Source organism: Williamsia maris (assembly GCF_024171815.1).
GTDB classification, from domain to species: Bacteria; Actinomycetota; Actinomycetes; order Mycobacteriales; family Mycobacteriaceae; genus Williamsia_A; species Williamsia_A maris.
This window is the reverse complement of record NZ_JAMTCJ010000003.1, coordinates 1,073,715-1,090,253: the sequence shown is the minus strand read 5'-3', so window position 1 is coordinate 1,090,253 and position 16,539 is coordinate 1,073,715. Positions and strand designations below refer to the sequence as shown.

The window sequence follows — 16,539 nt, the reverse complement described above, 5'->3', positions numbered from 1 at the left end:
GCGGGATGTCCGTTTCATCCTGACAGGTGAACCATGGAACCGTCCGGCGCTCTCAGTAGTCTTATCCCCATGCGCGACGACAAACTCCTGACCCGTATCGCCGGTCTCCTGCGCCAGGCCGAGGGCACCGACAACGAGCACGAGGCGCAGACCTTCATGCAGGCGGCACAGCGGTTGGCGACGTCGGCCTCGATAGATCTCGCCGTCGCACGTGCGCACGACCCGGCCGCGGCGCACACGGCGCCGGTGGCCCGGCAGATCGCGATCGGCACCGCGGGCAAGCGGGGTCTACGCACCTATGTGGCGCTGTTCGTGGCCATCGCCCACGCCAACGACATCAAGGTCGACGTGGCGAGCAACTCCACATTCGTTCTCGCGTATGGCTTCTCGGGCGACATCGACAGCACCGAGGCGCTCTACAGCTCGCTGGTCGTGCAGATGGTCGCGGCGAGCGACGCCTACCTGAAGTCGGGGGACTACCGGTCCGAGACCGCGGCCAAGGTCGTCACCGACCGATCGCGGTGGCGGACGCGCCGCATCGTCGAGCACACCCCGTTGTCGCCGATCACCGCGCGGCTCAACTTCCAGTCGGCGTTCGCCGAGCGGATCGGGCTGCGACTGACCGAGGCGAGGGACGAGGCGCGGGCCGACGCGGTACGCGAATCCGTCGACCGCCCGGGTGCATCGACGCAGGTGGCGTTGCGCGACAAGGAGATCGCCGTCGTCGACTTCCATCGCGAGGAGTCGACCGCCCGGGGGACCTGGCGTGGCTCGAGTGCGTCGGCCGGGTACTCCGAGGCGGCTCGACGTGCCGGGGACCGCGCCGGCCGTCGGGCACGGATCGGGGCTCCGGAGGAACTCGACGGCACCCGGGGGGCGCTGGACCACCGATGACCGGTCCTCCGCGCGACACCCAGCGCGCGCTGTTCTACGAGGCGGAGTCGGCCGTACACAACCTGTTCGCGGCGCCGGGACCCAGCGTCGAGATCGCCGGGGCACATCTGACCCTGCCGCCCGAGGCGCGATTCGGCTCGGTGGAGTCGGCGCGGCGCTACATCGTGCAGGTGCTCGCCCGGGACTCGGTCCGTCGCCTCTTCCCGCGCGCGACGATCGATGTCGAGGTGCGCTCGCGTCGTGGTCATCGCAGCGCGCACTACGAATCGCCCGCTGATCCCTCGCTCCCGCCGACCATCGCCCTGCCGGAGATGGCCGACGGACGGTGGGCGCTGCGCGAGCTCGTGGTGCTGCACGAGCTGGCGCACCATCTGATCGAACCCGGCCATGCCGCGCACGGTCCCCGGTTCGCGACGACCCTGATCGAGCTGGTCACCGACGTACTCGGCCCGGAAGCCGGATTCGTCTACCGCGTGATCCTCACCGACAGCGGGATCGCGGTGCGCTGAACGGATTCGGCCCGCCCGCGCTGTTAGCGTGACGACGTCACCGGATGGATGCGCTAGGAGCCGAAGATGTCACTTCGCGAGGTCGAGTTCACGTCGAGCAATCAGCGCGACACCGTCTACGGCTGGATCTACGAGCCGGTCCGACCGGCGCGGGGGATCGTGCAGCTGATCCACGGGCTCGGCGAGCACTCGCGACGTTATCTCCCGCTGATCACCGCGTTGCTGGACGCAGGTTTCGTCGTCGCGGCGGACGACCACGCCGGTCACGGCAAGACCGCGATGACCTCCGGGATCTGGGCCGACGCGGGAGATCACGCCGACCGGGTCGTCGTCGTCGACGAACGCACCCTGCGGTCGATCACGCGCGAACTGCACCCGGACCTGCCGTACGTGATCTTCGGTCACTCCTGGGGGTCGATGATCGCGCGCGGCCTCGTCAGCGGCGACAGCGAACAGGTCGACGGGCTGATCCTGTGCGGCATCGCGGCCGGCATCCACGGCATCGAGAACCTGCTGGACCGGCAGGCCCTGTCGGCCGAGGCCGACACCGAGGCGCCGGCGCCGGAGGCCTACGTGGCGTCGATGTTCGACGGGTTCATCGCACGCTACGAACCCGGCTCCGGTCCGACGGCCTGGGTGGCCCGTGACCCCGACGTGGTCCGCGACCACGCCGTCGATCCGCTGAACAACTTCGGTGCGCCGATGTCGGTGCGGTTCCTCGCCGGCTTCGTCGATCTGTACGACGCGGCCAACGCCGACGAGTGGTACCCGTCGGTCCGCGGTGACCTACCGGTGTTGATCCTGGCCGGCGACGCCGACCCGGTCACGGGTTTCGGTGAGGGTGCCTACCGCGTGGCCAATCAGCTCGTCCGCACCGGTCACGGCGATGTCCGGACCCGCGTCTACACCGGGTTCCGACACGAGGTCCACAACGAACCGGAGATCTCGGGCGACGTGGCGCGCGAGATCATCGACTTCGCGAGCCGCTGCGTCGCGCGCCCGACCTAGTCCGGGCCCGCCCACTCGGCGTCCGCATCCGCCCAGTCGACGTCCGCATCCGCCCGGTGGACGGGACGGTCACCAGTCGGGATCGCCGATGGCGCGGAACGACAGGTAGCTCGGGTGATGCGGGTCGAGGACGAGATCCTGGCGACGCCCGTGTGCGCGGATCAGGTCGGGTACGACCGTCAGGTACCGCGGCACACTGCCCGCGTAGATGTCGACCCGCAGCCGATGACCGATGTCGAGCACCGCGTCGGTGGGCACGAGGTCCACGTCGATCGGCAACGGGGTGTTCGCAGGAACCGGGAGCTTGCGCTTGCGGCTGAGGTAGTGGTGCGCGACCAGCAGACTGCCGTCCTCGGCGTACTCCGACAGCGACGGGTCGATCGCCCGGTTCGACACGGTCAGGGCGCCGTTGGTGAGCACCGTCGACGTGCCGTCCGGGGCGACGTCGTTGACCGTCACCGCCCAGATCCCCTCCTGGCCGGAGGTCGAGACGAACAACCGCATGTTCAGCGCGCCGCTGATCTGGGTCCGTTCGGTGACGGGTGCGGAGGAGAAGGTCAGTCCGCCGGCCTCCTGATAGCGGGCGTCGCGGCCGAAGTCCTTGCCCAGGACCATCGTGATGCCTGCGGTCACCTGCGTCATGTCCCGTGACCGCAACCCGCGCATGTCCGGGCGGACGCCGAGCGAGGCCCTGGTGTGCGAGCGGTCGGACCGCAGCGAGCCGTCGTAGGCCGAGTGCGACGCGGTACCCGAGGGGGAGTCGGACAGGAAGAGCCTGCGTACCGACGCCCCGGAGCGGGGAAAGCTGTCGCCCGCGGTCCACGATCCGCCCTGCTGTTCGAGGGTCACCGGCCCGTAGTTGTCGACGCCGTTGTCGATTCCCTTGAGCCACTTGTCGAACCATGCGCGCTCGAGGACATCGACCCGCGGCGGGTGCGCCGCGCTGCCGAAGCCGGACCCGGCGTCGAGGTGGTAGCCGTCGGAGACCACCAGCTGCTTGCGTCCCGGCTCCATCTGCAGATGGGAGTAGATCGACGTCGCGCTGCGCCCGAACAGGTCGTGCCATCCGCCGAACAGGAAGGTGGGGACGTCGATCTTCGAGACGTCCGGGTCGCGCTCGTCGAAGTAGGGGTCGTCGTACACGCGGTCGTCGCGACCGGTGAGGAACCCCCACGCCAGCGAGCCGACCTCGGTGGCCGGCGACGCGACGCGGTTGGCCAGCCAGCGCAGGCTGGTTCCTCGGCGCAGGTCGCGGGCGGCGGTGGCGGGGTTCGGGATCCACTTGAGCACGTTGACGATCGACAGCCACAGCGGGATGAAAGCCGACGGCAGGCCGCCGGTGATGTAGATGTCGCGGACGATGTCCTCGCACCCCTCCACGGCGAACACGGCCTTGAGCCCGGGCGGACGCTTGTCGGCGGTCTGCAGGGAGTTGATGGCCGAGTACGACCAACCGGCCAGGCCGAGCTGGCCGTCCGACCACGCCTGACGCGCGACCCAGGCGAGGATCTCGACGGAGTCCCTCTGTTCCCGCGCGCCCAGGATCTGCCACTTGCCGTGCGATGCCCCGGTGCCGCGGACATCGACGATGACCTGGGTGTATCCGCTGCGGACGAGGTTGCGGTTGATCCCGAACACGTCGAACACGCCGCCGGACAGCGTCCGGGTCAGATCGGTGACGCCGCTCAGGGCCGTCCCGCTCAGATCGACCTTGCCCGCGAGCCCCGCGACCGCGCGCCCGATCAGCGGGGCGTGGACGGACTGGTCCAGCAGGTCGAGCAGCGCCCGGTTGTAGGGGTTGATGTTGACGATCGTGGGGTAGCGCGTGGACACCGCGCGCCGGGTCGCATCGGCCGGCCGGATGACGGTCGCGCGCAGGCGGACTCCGTCGGACATGGTGATCTCGACGTCACGGTCGATCGACACGTGCGGGTACTGCAGCGGGCCGTCGACGAGCCGACGCCAGCGGATCGCATCCGCGCCGCCGGTGGGGTCGCCGAGGGGCAGGGTCGGGAGGGGAGTGGGTCGTGGGCGTCGCTCGCCGAACGCGTCGGGGGCGACACCCCGCTGCACGGACTCGTCAGGATCAGCTGGAACCGTCATCGCCGTCTGCCTCGCTGTTGCGTGACGAGTGCAGAGGGCGTGTTCGTGCACATCAACCCTGTGACCACGTCATCGTGGACCGGACGAATGTGTGGTGCACATCACGACCGATGTTCTCCAGCGAATGTAACCCAGCCTATTGAGTGCCGACACGGGGGCTGTGGACTTTGTGACCAGAGCGCGATCCGACCATCGATTGTCGTTATCAAATCTACACAAAAGGTACGTTTGTACGGCTTTCTGTCGGCTGCGCAGCACGGATTTGTCCAGGACACGACGCTGCGGCTACTCTTAACCCTCGGTACCCGCGTCGGCGTGAGTCGGTCGGGTTCCTCAGTTCAACCACAGACCGTTGGTCGACGTCCGCCCCAGGCGGATGTTCGAAGGTCCGGCCGATGCCGGCGACCCACGCAGGGTGAACGTGGTGAAAGTCCGGCACTGCTCGCGATGCGAGCGTTCGCCCTCTGCGCCCCGTGGCCCTGTGCCCGGGGCGTTCGTCGTCGGTGGGGTCGTCTCGACCAACCCGAATCGACATGAGAGGAGGCGAAGTATGGCCAAGTCCGACAAGGTCGCCGCAGTCGCGGAGATCTCCGAGCAGTTCAAGGGCTCCACGGCAACAGTCATCACGGAATACCGTGGTCTGTCCGTCAAGCAGCTCTCTGACCTGCGTCGTTCACTCGGCGAGGGCGCAACCTACTCCGTCGCCAAGAACACCCTGGTCAAGCGCGCCGCAGCTGATGCGGGCGTTGCTGGACTCGACGAGCTGTTCGTCGGCCCGACCGCGATTGCCTTCATCGAGGGTGAACCGGTCAACGCCGCCAAGGCGATCAAGACCTTCGCCAAGGACAACAAGGCTCTCATCATCAAGGGCGGATACATGGACGGCCGCGCGCTGTCCGTGGCCGAGATCGAGCAGATCGCCGACCTTGAGACCCGAGAGGTCCTGCTGTCCAAGCTCGCCGGTGCCATGAAGGGCAACTTGGCAAAGGCCGCGGGTCTGTTCAACCAGCCCGCATCGCAGGTCGCGCGTCTCGCCGCGGCCCTGCAGGAGAAGAAGTCCGCCGAGGGCGGCGCACCGGCGGCGGACACCGCAGCCGACGCACCGACCGAGGCTGCCGAATAAGCGCACCCGCGCCCATCACCACCCCAGATACATTCCCCCGTTCCGGGGGACAACAGGAAGGACGCCACCATGGCGAAGCTCAGTGCTGACGAGCTCATCGATCAGTTCAAGGAACTGACCCTGCTGGAGCTCAGCGATTTCGTGAAGAAGTTCGAAGAGGTCTTCGAGGTCACCGCGGCCGCCCCGGTCGCCGTTGCCGCCGCAGGCGCCCCGGCTGCCGCCGAGGCCGCTGTCGAGCAGGACGAGTTCGACGTCGTCCTCGAGAGCGCCGGCGACAAGAAGATCCAGGTGATCAAGGTCGTCCGCGAGGTCGTCTCCGGACTGGGCCTCAAGGAGGCCAAGGATCTCGTCGAGAGCGCCCCCAAGGCGATCCTCGAGAAGATCGACAAGGACGCTGCCGAGGCTGCCAAGGCCAAGCTCGAAGAGGCCGGCGCCAAGGTGTCCGTCAAGTAAGACGCACCGTTGGATCGTTAACCTACTTTTCGGTAGGTTGACCGCAAGGACCACCCCGCACGCGGGGTGGTCCTTGTTATATCTCCAGGTCCAAGACGTTTTTTTATCCAAATTTAAGAAATGTGGAGTTGATGTTCGTCGATGGCGAACCGTGGGTTAGAGTGACTCGAACCACAAGCCGGGGCGGGTCATCTAGAGGAGTCAAACGTGGGTGTTGAGGTCAGTGTCGAGGGACTCACGAAGTCTTTCGGTTCTCAGAACATCTGGCGAGATGTCACTCTCACGCTCCCGGAGGGGGAGGTCTCGGCTCTGCTGGGTCCCTCGGGTACCGGTAAGTCGGTGTTCCTCAAGGCTCTGATCGGGTTGCTGCACCCGGAGCAGGGGTCGGTGATCGTCGATGGCACCGACATCACGAAGTGCTCGTCGAAAGAGCTCTACGAGATCCGCAAGCTGTTCGGTGTGCTGTTCCAGGACGGCGCGCTGTTCGGCTCGATGAGCCTGTTCGACAACACGGCCTTCCCGCTGCGTGAGCACACCAAGAAGTCCGAGTCCGACATCCGTTCGATCGTGATGGAGAAGCTCGACCTGGTCGGCCTGTCCGACGCCGGCGACAAGCTGCCCGGTGAGATCTCCGGTGGTATGCGCAAGCGCGCCGGTCTGGCCCGTGCACTGGTCCTCGACCCGCAGATCATCCTGTGCGACGAGCCCGACTCCGGTCTGGATCCGGTGCGTACCGCCTACATCTCGCAGCTGTTGATCGACATCAACGCCGAGATCGACGCGACGATCCTGATCGTGACGCACAACATCAACATCGCCCGGACCATCCCGGACAACATCGGCATGCTCTTCCGCAAGGAGCTGGTCATGTTCGGTCCTCGTGAGGTCCTGCTGACCTCCGAGGAGCCCGCGGTCAAGCAGTTCCTCTCCGGTGACCGCTTCGGTCCGATCGGCATGTCCGAGGAGAAGGACGACGCGACCGCCGCGCAGGAGAAGGAACTCGAGGACGCCGGTATCGGTGGTGGCGGCACGAAGGACGACTTCTCCGAGATCATCCCGCAGGTGCAGCCCAACCCGGGTATGCCCGAGCGCAAGGCGTCGGCGCGGCACCGCGAGCGCGTCGAGGAGATGCTGCACGAGTTGCCCGAGAACGCCCAGCAGGCGATCCGGGAATCCCAGGCGCAGGAGGACGACATCCGTCGTGCGAACGCCGAGGGCATGGACCGCCAGAACAACAAGGGCGGCAACGGCAACAACGGTGGCGGCAACGGCAACAACGGTGGCGTGAACACCGAGAAGCAGTACGCCGGTTCCAACGACAACACCGAGCAGTTCCCCGCCTACCGTGCCGGCGGCAACCCCGCCGGCAATTCCTGATCATGATCACAGCCGTGGAGGCCACTAAATGAGCGGAGCCACCACACGTGGCGTCGATCGGGTGACTCAGGCCGGAACATCTGCACTCACGCAGACGGGCAACATCGTCCAGCTCTTCGTGGATGTCGCTCGCCAGAGTGTCGTGCGCCCGTTCCAGCTCCGAGAGTTCATCCAGCAGGCGTGGTTCATCGCCAGCGTCACGATCCTTCCGACCGCGCTGGTCGCCATCCCGTTCGGCGCCATCGTGTCGCTGCAGACCGGATCGCTGATCAAGCAGCTCGGCGCGGAGTCGTTCACCGGCGCCGCCAGCGTCCTGGTGGTGGTCCAGCAGGGCGCGCCCCTGGTGACGTCACTGCTGATCGCAGGTGCGGCCGGATCGGCCGTCGCGGCAGACATCGGCTCGCGGACGATCCGCGAGGAGATCGACGCGATGCGGGTACTGGGCATCAACCCGATCCAACGGCTCGTCGTCCCCCGTGTACTCGCGATGATCCTGGTCGCGGCCCTGCTCAACGGCCTCGTCTGCGTCGTCGGCATCGGCGGTGGTTACTTCTTCAACGTGGTCGTCCAGAACGGCACGCCCGGTGCGTATCTCGCATCGTTCAGCGCCCTGGCCCAGCTGCCCGACCTCTACGTCGCGACACTCAAGGCCATCGTGTTCGGTGCGATCGCCGGCGTCATCGCCTCCTTCAAGGGGTTGTCTCCCAAGGGCGGACCCAAGGGTGTGGGCGAGGCCGTCAACCAGAGCGTCGTCATCACCTTCCTGCTGCTGTTCTTCGCCAACCTGATCATCACGGCCGTGTACTTGCAGATCGTCCCCGCCAAGGGTTCGTAGGGGAGTGAATCGATGACCATCGCAAAGAGCAGGGCCGACGAGCTCAACTATCGGCTCAAGAAGGTCGCCAAGGCACCGCTTCAGGTGCTCGACGGTGCCGGCGACCAGATGTCGTTCTACGGACGCGCCGTCGGGTGGGCGCCCCGGACGATCAAGCACTACCCCAAGGAGCTGCTGCGGCTGCTCGCCGAGGTCGCCTTCGGTGCCGGCGGTCTCGCCGTCATCGGCGGCACGATCGGCGTCATGGTCCTGCTCACCGGTTTCACCGGTGTCGTGGTCGGTCTGCAGGGCTATGCGGCCCTCGACCAGATCGGGTCGCAGGCACTGACCGGCTTCCTCTCGGCCTACGTCAACACCCGTGAGGTCGCGCCGCTCGTCGCCGGCCTCGCGCTCTCGGCCACCGTCGGCTGCGGCTTCACCGCCCAGCTCGGTGCCATGCGGATCTCCGAGGAGATCGACGCGCTCGAGGTCATGGCCGTCCCGTCGGTCCCGTTCCTCGTCACCACCCGCGTGCTGGCCGGCTTCATTGCCGTCATCCCGCTCTACGTGCTCGGCCTACTGGCCGCCTATCTCGCGACGAGAGTCGTCAACACCCAGTTCAACGGGCAGTCGACGGGCTCCTACGACCACTACTTCAATCTCTTCCTGCCACCGGCAGACGTGTTGTGGTCCTTCGGCAAGGTGCTGGTGTTCGCCTTCGTGATCATCCTGGTGCACTGCTACTACGGCTACAACGCCAGCGGCGGCCCGGCCGGCGTCGGCGTGGCCGTGGGTCGCGCGGTCCGATCGGCGTTGGTCCTCATCGCCGTGCTCGATTTCTTCCTCGGTCTCGCCATCTGGGGCACCGACACGACAGTCAGGGTGGCGGGCTGATCCATGGCTTCCCTTCGTAGACGTTTCCTCGGACTGGTGTTCTTCCTGGTCGTCATCCTCTTCATCGGTGGCACGATCCTGAAGTTCAACCAGACCTTCCAGTCGTTCACCGACGTGAACCTCACGACCGACTCGGCGGGCAACGCGTTGCCCGACAAGGCCGACGTCAAGGTCCGCGGCCTCATCGTGGGCCAGGTCAACAAGGTGGTCGCCGACGAGAACGGTGCCGTCACCGTCGAACTCGGTCTCCAGCCCGACAAGGCGAAGATGATCCCGCAGGGCACCACCGCGCGGATCCTCCCCAAGACCCTGTTCGGTGAGCGCTACGTCGCGCTGCAGGTCCCGGAGAACCCCAGCGGTGCCACGCTCACCGCGGGTTCGACGATCAAGACCGACACCAGCGGCAACGCGATGGAGCTGCAGGACCTGTTCGACAAGCTGCTGCCGGTTCTCAAGGCGATCCCCCCGCAGGATCTCAGCGTCACGCTCGGGTCGCTGTCGAAGGCGCTCACCGGCAACGGTGAGAAGCTCGGCACCAGCCTGGACAACCTGAACAACATCTTCAGCAAGTTCAACCAGAACATGCCCGAACTGCAGGGAACGCTGCGTGGTCTGGCCAGCTTCTCGGAGACCTACTCCGAGGCGCTGCCCGACATCGTCGACGCACTCGACACGCTGCGCACCACCACCAACACGGTGGTGGAGAAGCAGGGCGATCTGCGGACGCTGTTCTCGACGCTGACCAACACCGCGGTGCAGGCCACCGACTTCCTGGCCACCAACCGTCGGGATCTGCTGACCCTGGCGATCGACTCCGAGCCGCTGCTGTCCGCACTGGCCAAGCAGTCGCCCGCCTTCGGGTGCACGTTCAAGAACTTCGCGGGCCTCGTCCCCGAGGTCGGCAACATCGTCGGCGCGGGCACCAAGAACCCCGGTGTCCGTGTGACGCTGACGTTCTCGAACCCGCGTGGTCGGTACCTGCCCAACCAGGACGAGCCGCGACTGCTCGAGGACCGCGGACCGAAGTGCTACCCGCTGCACTACGAGCAGGGTCGGCCGTTCCCGCAGTACCCGGGCGGATCGCTCAACGACGGCTCCTACCAGCCGCCGTCGCGTAACCCCGGCCCGCGCACGGTCCAGGAGCTGCCCGCACCGGACTACTCCGGCAAGCCCGCGGGAACCATCAACCCGAGCGTCTACGACGACCCGAAGAACAAGGTGGCTTTGCAGGCGATCATGGCGGCCGAGGCCGGAACGACCCCCGATCAGGTCCCGGGCTGGATCGCTCAGCTCGTCGCACCCGGACTCCAGGGGGCGCAGGTGACGATCAAGTGAAGAACAACTTCTACTCGCCGCTGATCAAGCTGATCGTGTTCGCGGTGATCACCGTCATCCTGACCGCGCTGCTCGGCGTCACCATCGCGAACTCCGGTGCCGGCGGCAGCAACGACTTCAAGGCGATCTTCACCGACGCCTCGCTGCTGAACCAGGGCGACGACGTCCGGATCGCCGGTGTGCGCGTCGGTCAGGTCTCCAAGGTCGAGGTCTACGACAAGGACAAGGCGCGGGTCAGCTTCTCCATCGAGCGCGACCGGCTGCCCGACGGCGTCCAGGCCTACATCAAGTTCCGCAACCTGACCGGCCTCCGCTACCTCTCGTTGGAACGCGGGCCGGGCGACAGCGGGGCGACGCTGAGCAAGGGCGCGACCATCGGGGTGGCCAACACGCACCCCTCGGTCAACCTCACCGACCTGTTCAACGGGTTCCGGCCACTGTTCCAGCAGCTCACCGCCGAGGACGTCAACAAGCTGTCCGACGAGATCATCAAGGTCTTCCAGGGCGAGGGCGGGACGATCACCGATCTGGTGAGCGACACCGCGGACCTGACGAACACCATCGCCGACAAGGACAAGGTGATCGGCGAGCTGATCACCAACCTGACGACGGTGCTCGACAACATCAATCGACACGACGATCAGCTCACATCGCTGCTGACGACCACCGAGAAGTTCGTGACCGGCCTGGCCGCTCAGAAGAACTCCGTCGGATCGGCCATCACGTCGGTGTCGAACCTGACCGCGGTCACCAACTCGATCCTCACCCCGACGCGGCCGGCGCTGCAGGGATCCATCGCGGGTCTCAACCAGCTGTCGCAGCGGATCAACGAGCGTCGTGGAGAGGTCGAGAAGACCCTGACCAACCTGCCGATCAAGGCGGCCAAGATCGGCCGGGCGGCGACCTTCGGGTCGTGGTTCCAGTTCTATCTGTGCGGCCTCGACATCACCGCGGGCAACGGCAAGAGCACCCTGCTCTCCCAGCCGCTGATCCCGCTGCCCGATATCAACCATGTGCTCTACACCAACAGCGCGACACGGTGCTGGGCCAACGATGATCCGCCGGGCTGAGGGGGGCGACATGGCTGACACGCAGAAGCAGAACAAACGACCGGACCAACCACGACGGAGTCCGATCACGATCGGCGCCATGGGTCTGATGATCCTGATCATGGCCGCGCTCTCCGCGTTCTTCCTCGCCAACCTGCCGTTGGTGGGCGCGGGGACGATCTACAAGGCCGACTTCACCGAGGCCGCGGGCCTCAAGCCGAGCAACGAGGTCCGTGTCGCGGGCGTCAAGGTCGGTCAGGTGGAGAAGGTCGAGATCGTCGACAACAAGGTCCGGGTCTCGTTCGCGGTGAACAACACGTGGGTGGGCGACCAGACCAGCGCGTCGATCCAGATCAAGACGATCCTGGGCCAGAAGTACCTGCAGATCGATCCGCGCGGCGACAAGCTGGCCGATCCGAAGGACGTGATCACCCAGACCACGTCGCCGTACGACGTGATCGAGGCGTTCAACGACGCGTCGTCGAACATCGAGAACATCGACACCGACCAGTTGGCGACGAGTTTCCGGACCCTGTCGTCGGCGTTCTCCGGCACGCCGCAGGAACTGGGGAACTCGCTCGACGGGTTGACCCGGTTGTCGACGACGATCGCCAGTCGCGATCAGGAGGTGCGCAAGCTCCTCGACGCGACGAAGGGGACGTCGAAGATCCTGGCCGATCGCAACCAGGAGTTCACCCGCCTGATCGCCGGTGCCGGTGATCTGCTCTCCGAGCTCAACACGCGCCAGCAGGCGATCTCGACGTTGCTCCGGAGCACCACGCAGCTCTCGACCACGCTGACGGGCATCGTCCGCGACAACGAGAAGCAGATCGGTCCGGCCCTGGAGAACCTCAAGGGCGTCACCGACATACTCCAGAAGCAGGACAACAACATCCGTGCCTCCATCACCAATCTCGCGCCGTTCTACCGGCTCTACGCGAACGTGCTCGGCAGCGGTCGCTGGTTCGACTCGGTGATCACCAACATCCTGCCGCCCGGACTCCCGGCGCAGAACACGACACGACCGCCGAACAAGACACGGCAGCTCAACAACGGCGGAGGGGAGGCAACCGGATGATGACCACGACAAGCGGACCTCGTCACGACCTCCGCGACTCCCGCGGCCCGGGCAGCTGGTTCACCCCGCGCCACATCGTGTTCCTGGTGGTGGGTCTGGTGGTGGCGCTCGTCGTCGCCGGCTCGCTGTGGTGGCTGTTCACCTCGCTCAACCAGACCAAGGTGACCGCCTACTTCAAGTCCAGCGTCGGCATCTACAAGGGCACCGACATCCGCATCATGGGTGTCGAGGTCGGCAAGGTCGACGAGGTCACCCCGCAGGGCGACAAGGTGCGCGTGAAGTTCACCGTCAAGGGCGGTCACGACCTGCCCAAGGACGTGCGCGCCGTGCAGATCACCCCGTCGGTGGTCGCCGACCGCTACATCCAGCTGACCCCGACCTACCAGAAGGGTCAGCCCAAGGCGGGCGACGACATCACCCTGAGCCTGAACCAGACGATGGTCCCGGTGGAGATCGACCAGCTCTACTCCAGCGTCCAGAAGCTGTCGAAGTCGCTCGGTCCCGACGGTGCCAACAAGGACGGTGCGCTGAGCCAGGTCATCACGACCGGTGCGGCCAACCTGAAGGGCAACGGCGAGAAGCTCGGTCAGACCATCGAGCAGCTGTCCAAGGCGTCGCAGACCCTGAGCGACTCCAGCGGCAACATCGTCGACACGGTCAAGAACCTCGACGTGTTCGTCGGTGCGCTGGCCGAGAACGACGACCAGGTTCGGCAGTTCAACACCCAGCTCGACTCGTTCTCCTCGTTCCTGGCCGGCGAGCGCACCCAGCTCGGCGCGGCCCTGAACAAGCTGTCGGTCGCACTCGGTGACGTCGCCGGATTCGTCCAGGACAACCGCATCGCCCTCGGCGACCGTGTCCAGGAGCTCATCCCGACGTCGAAGACGCTCGCCGACACCACCGACCAGCAGAAAGAGTTGCTGACGGTGCTCCCGGTGACGATCAACAACCTGATCAACGCCTACAACGCGGAGTCCGGAACCCTCGACCTGCGCGTGGTCCTGCCCGAACTGCAGAACCTCGCAGGCGCCGGTTGCAAGCTGCTCGACCTGGGCAAGCTCAAGCCCGGTGACCCCGCGTTCACGCAGTTCAGCAAGACGCTGCGGCCGTTGCTCGATCAGTGCGGCAACATCACCGATCAGATCAACAAGGGCCTCACGACCCCGACGCTGAACCTGCCGTTCGGGATCATGAGCGGTACCAACCAGCAGAAGCGCGGCGCGGTTCCCGGGACTGTCCCCGGCACCCCGTCGCCCGGCCTGACGAGTGGTGGCAACTGATGAGGCGCTGGAACTCCGGGCTGCGCGGGTTCGCCCCCGCACGCCTGACCCGACGAACGGCGACGTCGATCGGCGCGCTGTCGCTGGTGTCGCTGATCGGCCTGACCGGTTGTGGGATCAGCATCCAGTCGATCCCGCTGCCCGGAGGGGCCGACACGGGTGCCAGCCCGCGCACCTACAAGCTGCAGTTCGCCGACGTCCTCGACCTGGTCCCGCAGTCCGCGGTCAAGGTCGACGGCGTCACGGTCGGCAGCATCACCGACATCGCCATCGCGCCCGACCAGTGGTCGGCCGAGGTGACCGTCGAGGTCAAGAACAAGATCGATCTGTCCGACAAGGCCACGGCCGACATCTCGCAGACCAACCTCCTCGGTGAGAAGTTCGTCTCCCTGGTGGATCCGAACTCGAACGCGGGCGCAGCGCGCCAGCCGTCGAACGTCGCGATCCCGATGGCGCGCACCAAGACGTCCACCGACATCGAGCAGGTCCTCGGCGCGTTGTCGCTGCTGCTCAACGGCGGTGGCATCGCGCAGATCAAGCCGATCGTCGACGAGCTCAACACCGCGCTCGACGGCCGCACCGGCAAGGTGAAGTCGCTGCTCAACCAGACCGGTCGCCTGATCAAGACGCTCGACGACCAGAAGGCCAACATCACCCGGGCCATCGACGGCCTCGCGGTGTTGTCGGACCGGACCGAGAAGCAGACGGCGCAGATCAACCGGATCCTCGATCAGTTGCCCGCCGGCGTGAAGGTCCTCGAGGACCAGCGCCCGCAGTTCGTGACCCTCCTGCAGAAGCTGGACGGTCTCGGACAGGTGGGTGTCGACATCCTCGGTCGTGCACGCACCGAGATCGTCACCGATCTCCGTGCCCTGCGTCCGACGCTGCAGTCGCTCGCGAACGCCGCGCCGGACCTGATCACCGCGCTCCCGCTGCTGCCGACGTATCCGTTCCCGGATGCCCTGCTGCCGGGTGTGCGCGGCGACTCGACCAACCTGTTCGCCACGTTGGACCTGCGCCTGCTCAACCAGCTCGAGGCACTCGGTGTGGGTCAGCCGCAGCCGCGCTACCAGCCGGTCGGTTCGGGTCCTGCACCCAGGCTGGACCCGCGTAACCCGTACACCAACGGCAACGGCCCGCGTGCCGGACTGCCGACGGTGACCTTGCTGCCGCTGCTCAACGCACGGCCGGGGCCGAACACCCCGCCGTCGGGTGGTCAGTACACATTGCTGCCGTCGCCGAAGCAGGGTCAGACGGCCCTCACCGGCCCGATGGCGATGCTGCAGGGCGCGACCGGTGCCGCAGGAGCGAACGGAGGGACCGGCCGATGATGTCGAAGCTCGTCAAGTGGCAGCTCATCGTCTTCGTGATCGTCGGTGTCGTCGCGATCGTCTACGTGGGTGCGACCTACGCCCGTCTCGACAAGCTCGTCGGCATCGGTCAGTACACCGTGCACGCGGACTTCAAGGACTCCGGCGGCATCTTCACCAACGCCGAGGTCACCTACCAGGGTGTCCCGGTCGGCCGGGTGGGCTCGTTGGAGCTGCGCCCCGACGGGGTCCGGGTGAACCTGTTGCTCGACTCCGGCGGCCCGAAGGTGCCGGCGTCCTCGCAGGCGGTGGTGGCCAACCGGTCGGCGATCGGTGAGCAGTTCGTCGATCTGCGTCCGGCGTCCGCGAGCGGTCCGTACCTGAAGAACGACTCCGTCATCTCCGACACGTCGATCCCGACCCCGGTCCAGGACGTCATCTCCAGCGCGGTCGACTTCACCGGATCGGTTCCGCTGAATGATCTGACCACGGTGGTCACCGAGCTGGGCAAGGCCTTCAACGGCAACGGCGAGAACCTCAAGGTCCTCGTGGACTCGCTGTCGAACCTGGCCAAGACCGGCAACGACAACCTGCCCCAGACGATCTCGTTGATCCGCAACGCCGACACGGTGCTGGGCACCCAGGCCGATCAGTCCGACGCGATCCTGGACTGGTCGAAGAACCTGGGCCTGATCACCAACCAGTTGGCGACCAGTGACCCCGACATCCGGCGTCTGCTGACCACCGGCACCGCGTCGGCCACGCAGATCTCGGCGCTGCTGACCCGCAACGGTGGCGACGTCACCACCGTGGTCCGCAACCTCGCCAAGGATGTCCGCAACGTCAAGGGGACCTATCAGGCGATCTCGCCGGCCCTGGCGATGCTGTCGGCCCTGTCGAGCGGCAGCTACACGCCTGCACCCGGCGACGGCACGATCCACTTCGGTGTCGTCCTCGAGACCAACAACCCGGTCTCGTGTACCCAGGGCTACGAGAGCACCCAGGCCGAGATAGCCGCGATCAAGAAGAAGAACCCGGATTTCGACCTGAACTACGACGACTTCCCGTTCAACACCAAGGCGAGTTGCACCGTGGCGCAGGGTAATCCGACTGCGGTCCGTGGCGCGCAGAACGCCAAGTTCGCGGACAAGTACATCCCGCAGCCGTGGGACCGCAACCCCAAGAAGGATCCCGACAAGCTGGATCTGAACCCGCTGGTCACCCAGCTGTCGTACCTGTTGGGCGTCTTCCCGAAGTAGCGTGACGCGCCTCGCCCCGGTGAGTTGGACTCACCGGGGTGATGGCGCCCACA

The 16,539-nt window shown here is 66.3% G+C and carries 15 protein-coding genes; 14 read left to right on the top strand and 1 reads right to left on the bottom strand.

The features are described from left to right. Positions 1–69: 69 nt before the first annotated feature. The 3 genes from LX13_RS18260 (at position 70) to LX13_RS18250 (ending at position 2,411) form a co-directional block, all read left to right on the top strand. Positions 70–894 carry a DUF2786 domain-containing protein gene (locus LX13_RS18260; protein WP_253662675.1) on the top strand — a complete coding sequence of 275 codons (825 nt, stop codon included), beginning with the start codon at positions 70–72 and terminating at the stop codon, positions 892–894. Next, positions 891–1,403: a TIGR04338 family metallohydrolase gene (locus LX13_RS18255; protein ID WP_253662674.1), complete on the top strand. Its 513-nt coding sequence runs from the start codon at positions 891–893 to the stop codon at positions 1,401–1,403. Before LX13_RS18260 ends, LX13_RS18255 begins: the two co-directional genes overlap by 4 nt. Positions 1,404–1,469: 66 nt before the next feature. Then, the gene (locus tag LX13_RS18250) at positions 1,470–2,411 is read left to right on the top strand and encodes an alpha/beta fold hydrolase (protein ID WP_253662673.1); all 942 of its coding nucleotides are present in this window, start codon (positions 1,470–1,472) and stop codon (positions 2,409–2,411) included. Between the two features lie 69 nt (positions 2,412–2,480). Here LX13_RS18250 and LX13_RS18245 read toward each other — a convergent pair whose 3' ends face one another. Beyond that, positions 2,481–4,514 (bottom strand): CocE/NonD family hydrolase, encoded by a 2,034-nt coding sequence (locus LX13_RS18245; protein ID WP_253662672.1) that lies wholly within the window; start codon positions 4,512–4,514, stop codon positions 2,481–2,483. A gap of 550 nt (positions 4,515–5,064) precedes the next feature. Here LX13_RS18245 and rplJ point away from each other — a divergent pair. From rplJ to LX13_RS18190, 11 genes are all read left to right on the top strand, one after another. Continuing rightward, a complete protein-coding gene (gene rplJ, locus LX13_RS18240) occupies positions 5,065–5,637 on the top strand; it encodes a 50S ribosomal protein L10 (RefSeq protein WP_253662671.1) in 573 nt (190 codons plus the stop codon). A 69-nt stretch (positions 5,638–5,706) separates the two neighbouring features. Continuing rightward, a complete protein-coding gene (gene rplL / locus LX13_RS18235) occupies positions 5,707–6,090 on the top strand; it encodes a 50S ribosomal protein L7/L12 (RefSeq protein WP_188489057.1) in 384 nt (127 codons plus the stop codon). Positions 6,091–6,297: 207 nt separating this feature from the next. Beyond that, complete coding sequence (locus LX13_RS18230; protein WP_253662670.1) at positions 6,298–7,467, top strand: ABC transporter ATP-binding protein; 1,170 nt, start codon at positions 6,298–6,300, stop codon at positions 7,465–7,467. A gap of 28 nt (positions 7,468–7,495) precedes the next feature. Then, a complete protein-coding gene (locus tag LX13_RS18225; RefSeq protein ID WP_253662669.1) occupies positions 7,496–8,302 on the top strand; it encodes an MlaE family ABC transporter permease in 807 nt (268 codons plus the stop codon). Between the two features lie 12 nt (positions 8,303–8,314). Beyond that, on the top strand, positions 8,315–9,175 hold the full coding sequence (locus LX13_RS18220; protein WP_253662668.1) for an MlaE family ABC transporter permease: 861 nt from the start codon (positions 8,315–8,317) through the stop codon (positions 9,173–9,175). A gap of 3 nt (positions 9,176–9,178) precedes the next feature. Beyond that, on the top strand, positions 9,179–10,510 hold the full coding sequence (locus LX13_RS18215) for an MCE family protein (protein WP_253662667.1): 1,332 nt from the start codon (positions 9,179–9,181) through the stop codon (positions 10,508–10,510). Continuing rightward, positions 10,507–11,580, top strand: a complete 1,074-nt coding sequence (locus LX13_RS18210; RefSeq protein ID WP_253662666.1) for an MCE family protein — start codon at positions 10,507–10,509, stop codon at positions 11,578–11,580. Before LX13_RS18215 ends, LX13_RS18210 begins: the two co-directional genes overlap by 4 nt. A 10-nt stretch (positions 11,581–11,590) precedes the next feature. Further along, positions 11,591–12,637: an MlaD family protein gene (locus LX13_RS18205; RefSeq protein WP_253662665.1), complete on the top strand. Its 1,047-nt coding sequence runs from the start codon at positions 11,591–11,593 to the stop codon at positions 12,635–12,637. Further along, positions 12,634–13,917 carry an MCE family protein gene (locus LX13_RS18200; RefSeq protein ID WP_253662664.1) on the top strand — a complete coding sequence of 428 codons (1,284 nt, stop codon included), beginning with the start codon at positions 12,634–12,636 and terminating at the stop codon, positions 13,915–13,917. Before LX13_RS18205 ends, LX13_RS18200 begins: the two co-directional genes overlap by 4 nt. Further along, entirely contained in the window at positions 13,917–15,248 is a 1,332-nt protein-coding gene (locus LX13_RS18195) for an MCE family protein (protein ID WP_253662663.1), read from the top strand. The genes LX13_RS18200 and LX13_RS18195 overlap by 1 nt, the downstream gene beginning before the upstream one ends. Then, positions 15,245–16,486 carry an MCE family protein gene (locus tag LX13_RS18190; protein WP_253662662.1) on the top strand — a complete coding sequence of 414 codons (1,242 nt, stop codon included), beginning with the start codon at positions 15,245–15,247 and terminating at the stop codon, positions 16,484–16,486. The genes LX13_RS18195 and LX13_RS18190 overlap by 4 nt, the downstream gene beginning before the upstream one ends. The last annotated feature ends 53 nt before the right edge of the window (positions 16,487–16,539 follow it).

What these genes read in the sequence shown, in the direction of transcription:
- LX13_RS18260 (WP_253662675.1), top strand. Translation starts at nt 70, where the DNA reads ATGCGCGACGACAAACTCCTGACCCGTATCGCCGGTCTCCTGCGCCAG.
- LX13_RS18255 (WP_253662674.1), top strand. Translation starts at nt 891, where the DNA reads ATGACCGGTCCTCCGCGCGACACCCAGCGCGCGCTGTTCTACGAGGCG.
- LX13_RS18250 (WP_253662673.1), top strand. Translation starts at nt 1,470, where the DNA reads ATGTCACTTCGCGAGGTCGAGTTCACGTCGAGCAATCAGCGCGACACC.
- LX13_RS18245 (WP_253662672.1), bottom strand. Translation starts at nt 4,514, where the DNA reads ATGACGGTTCCAGCTGATCCTGACGAGTCCGTGCAGCGGGGTGTCGCC.
- rplJ (WP_253662671.1), top strand. Translation starts at nt 5,065, where the DNA reads ATGGCCAAGTCCGACAAGGTCGCCGCAGTCGCGGAGATCTCCGAGCAG.
- rplL (WP_188489057.1), top strand. Translation starts at nt 5,707, where the DNA reads ATGGCGAAGCTCAGTGCTGACGAGCTCATCGATCAGTTCAAGGAACTG.
- LX13_RS18225 (WP_253662669.1), top strand. Translation starts at nt 7,496, where the DNA reads ATGAGCGGAGCCACCACACGTGGCGTCGATCGGGTGACTCAGGCCGGA.
- LX13_RS18220 (WP_253662668.1), top strand. Translation starts at nt 8,315, where the DNA reads ATGACCATCGCAAAGAGCAGGGCCGACGAGCTCAACTATCGGCTCAAG.
- LX13_RS18215 (WP_253662667.1), top strand. Translation starts at nt 9,179, where the DNA reads ATGGCTTCCCTTCGTAGACGTTTCCTCGGACTGGTGTTCTTCCTGGTC.
- LX13_RS18205 (WP_253662665.1), top strand. Translation starts at nt 11,591, where the DNA reads ATGGCTGACACGCAGAAGCAGAACAAACGACCGGACCAACCACGACGG.
- LX13_RS18200 (WP_253662664.1), top strand. Translation starts at nt 12,634, where the DNA reads ATGATGACCACGACAAGCGGACCTCGTCACGACCTCCGCGACTCCCGC.
- LX13_RS18195 (WP_253662663.1), top strand. Translation starts at nt 13,917, where the DNA reads ATGAGGCGCTGGAACTCCGGGCTGCGCGGGTTCGCCCCCGCACGCCTG.
- LX13_RS18190 (WP_253662662.1), top strand. Translation starts at nt 15,245, where the DNA reads ATGATGTCGAAGCTCGTCAAGTGGCAGCTCATCGTCTTCGTGATCGTC.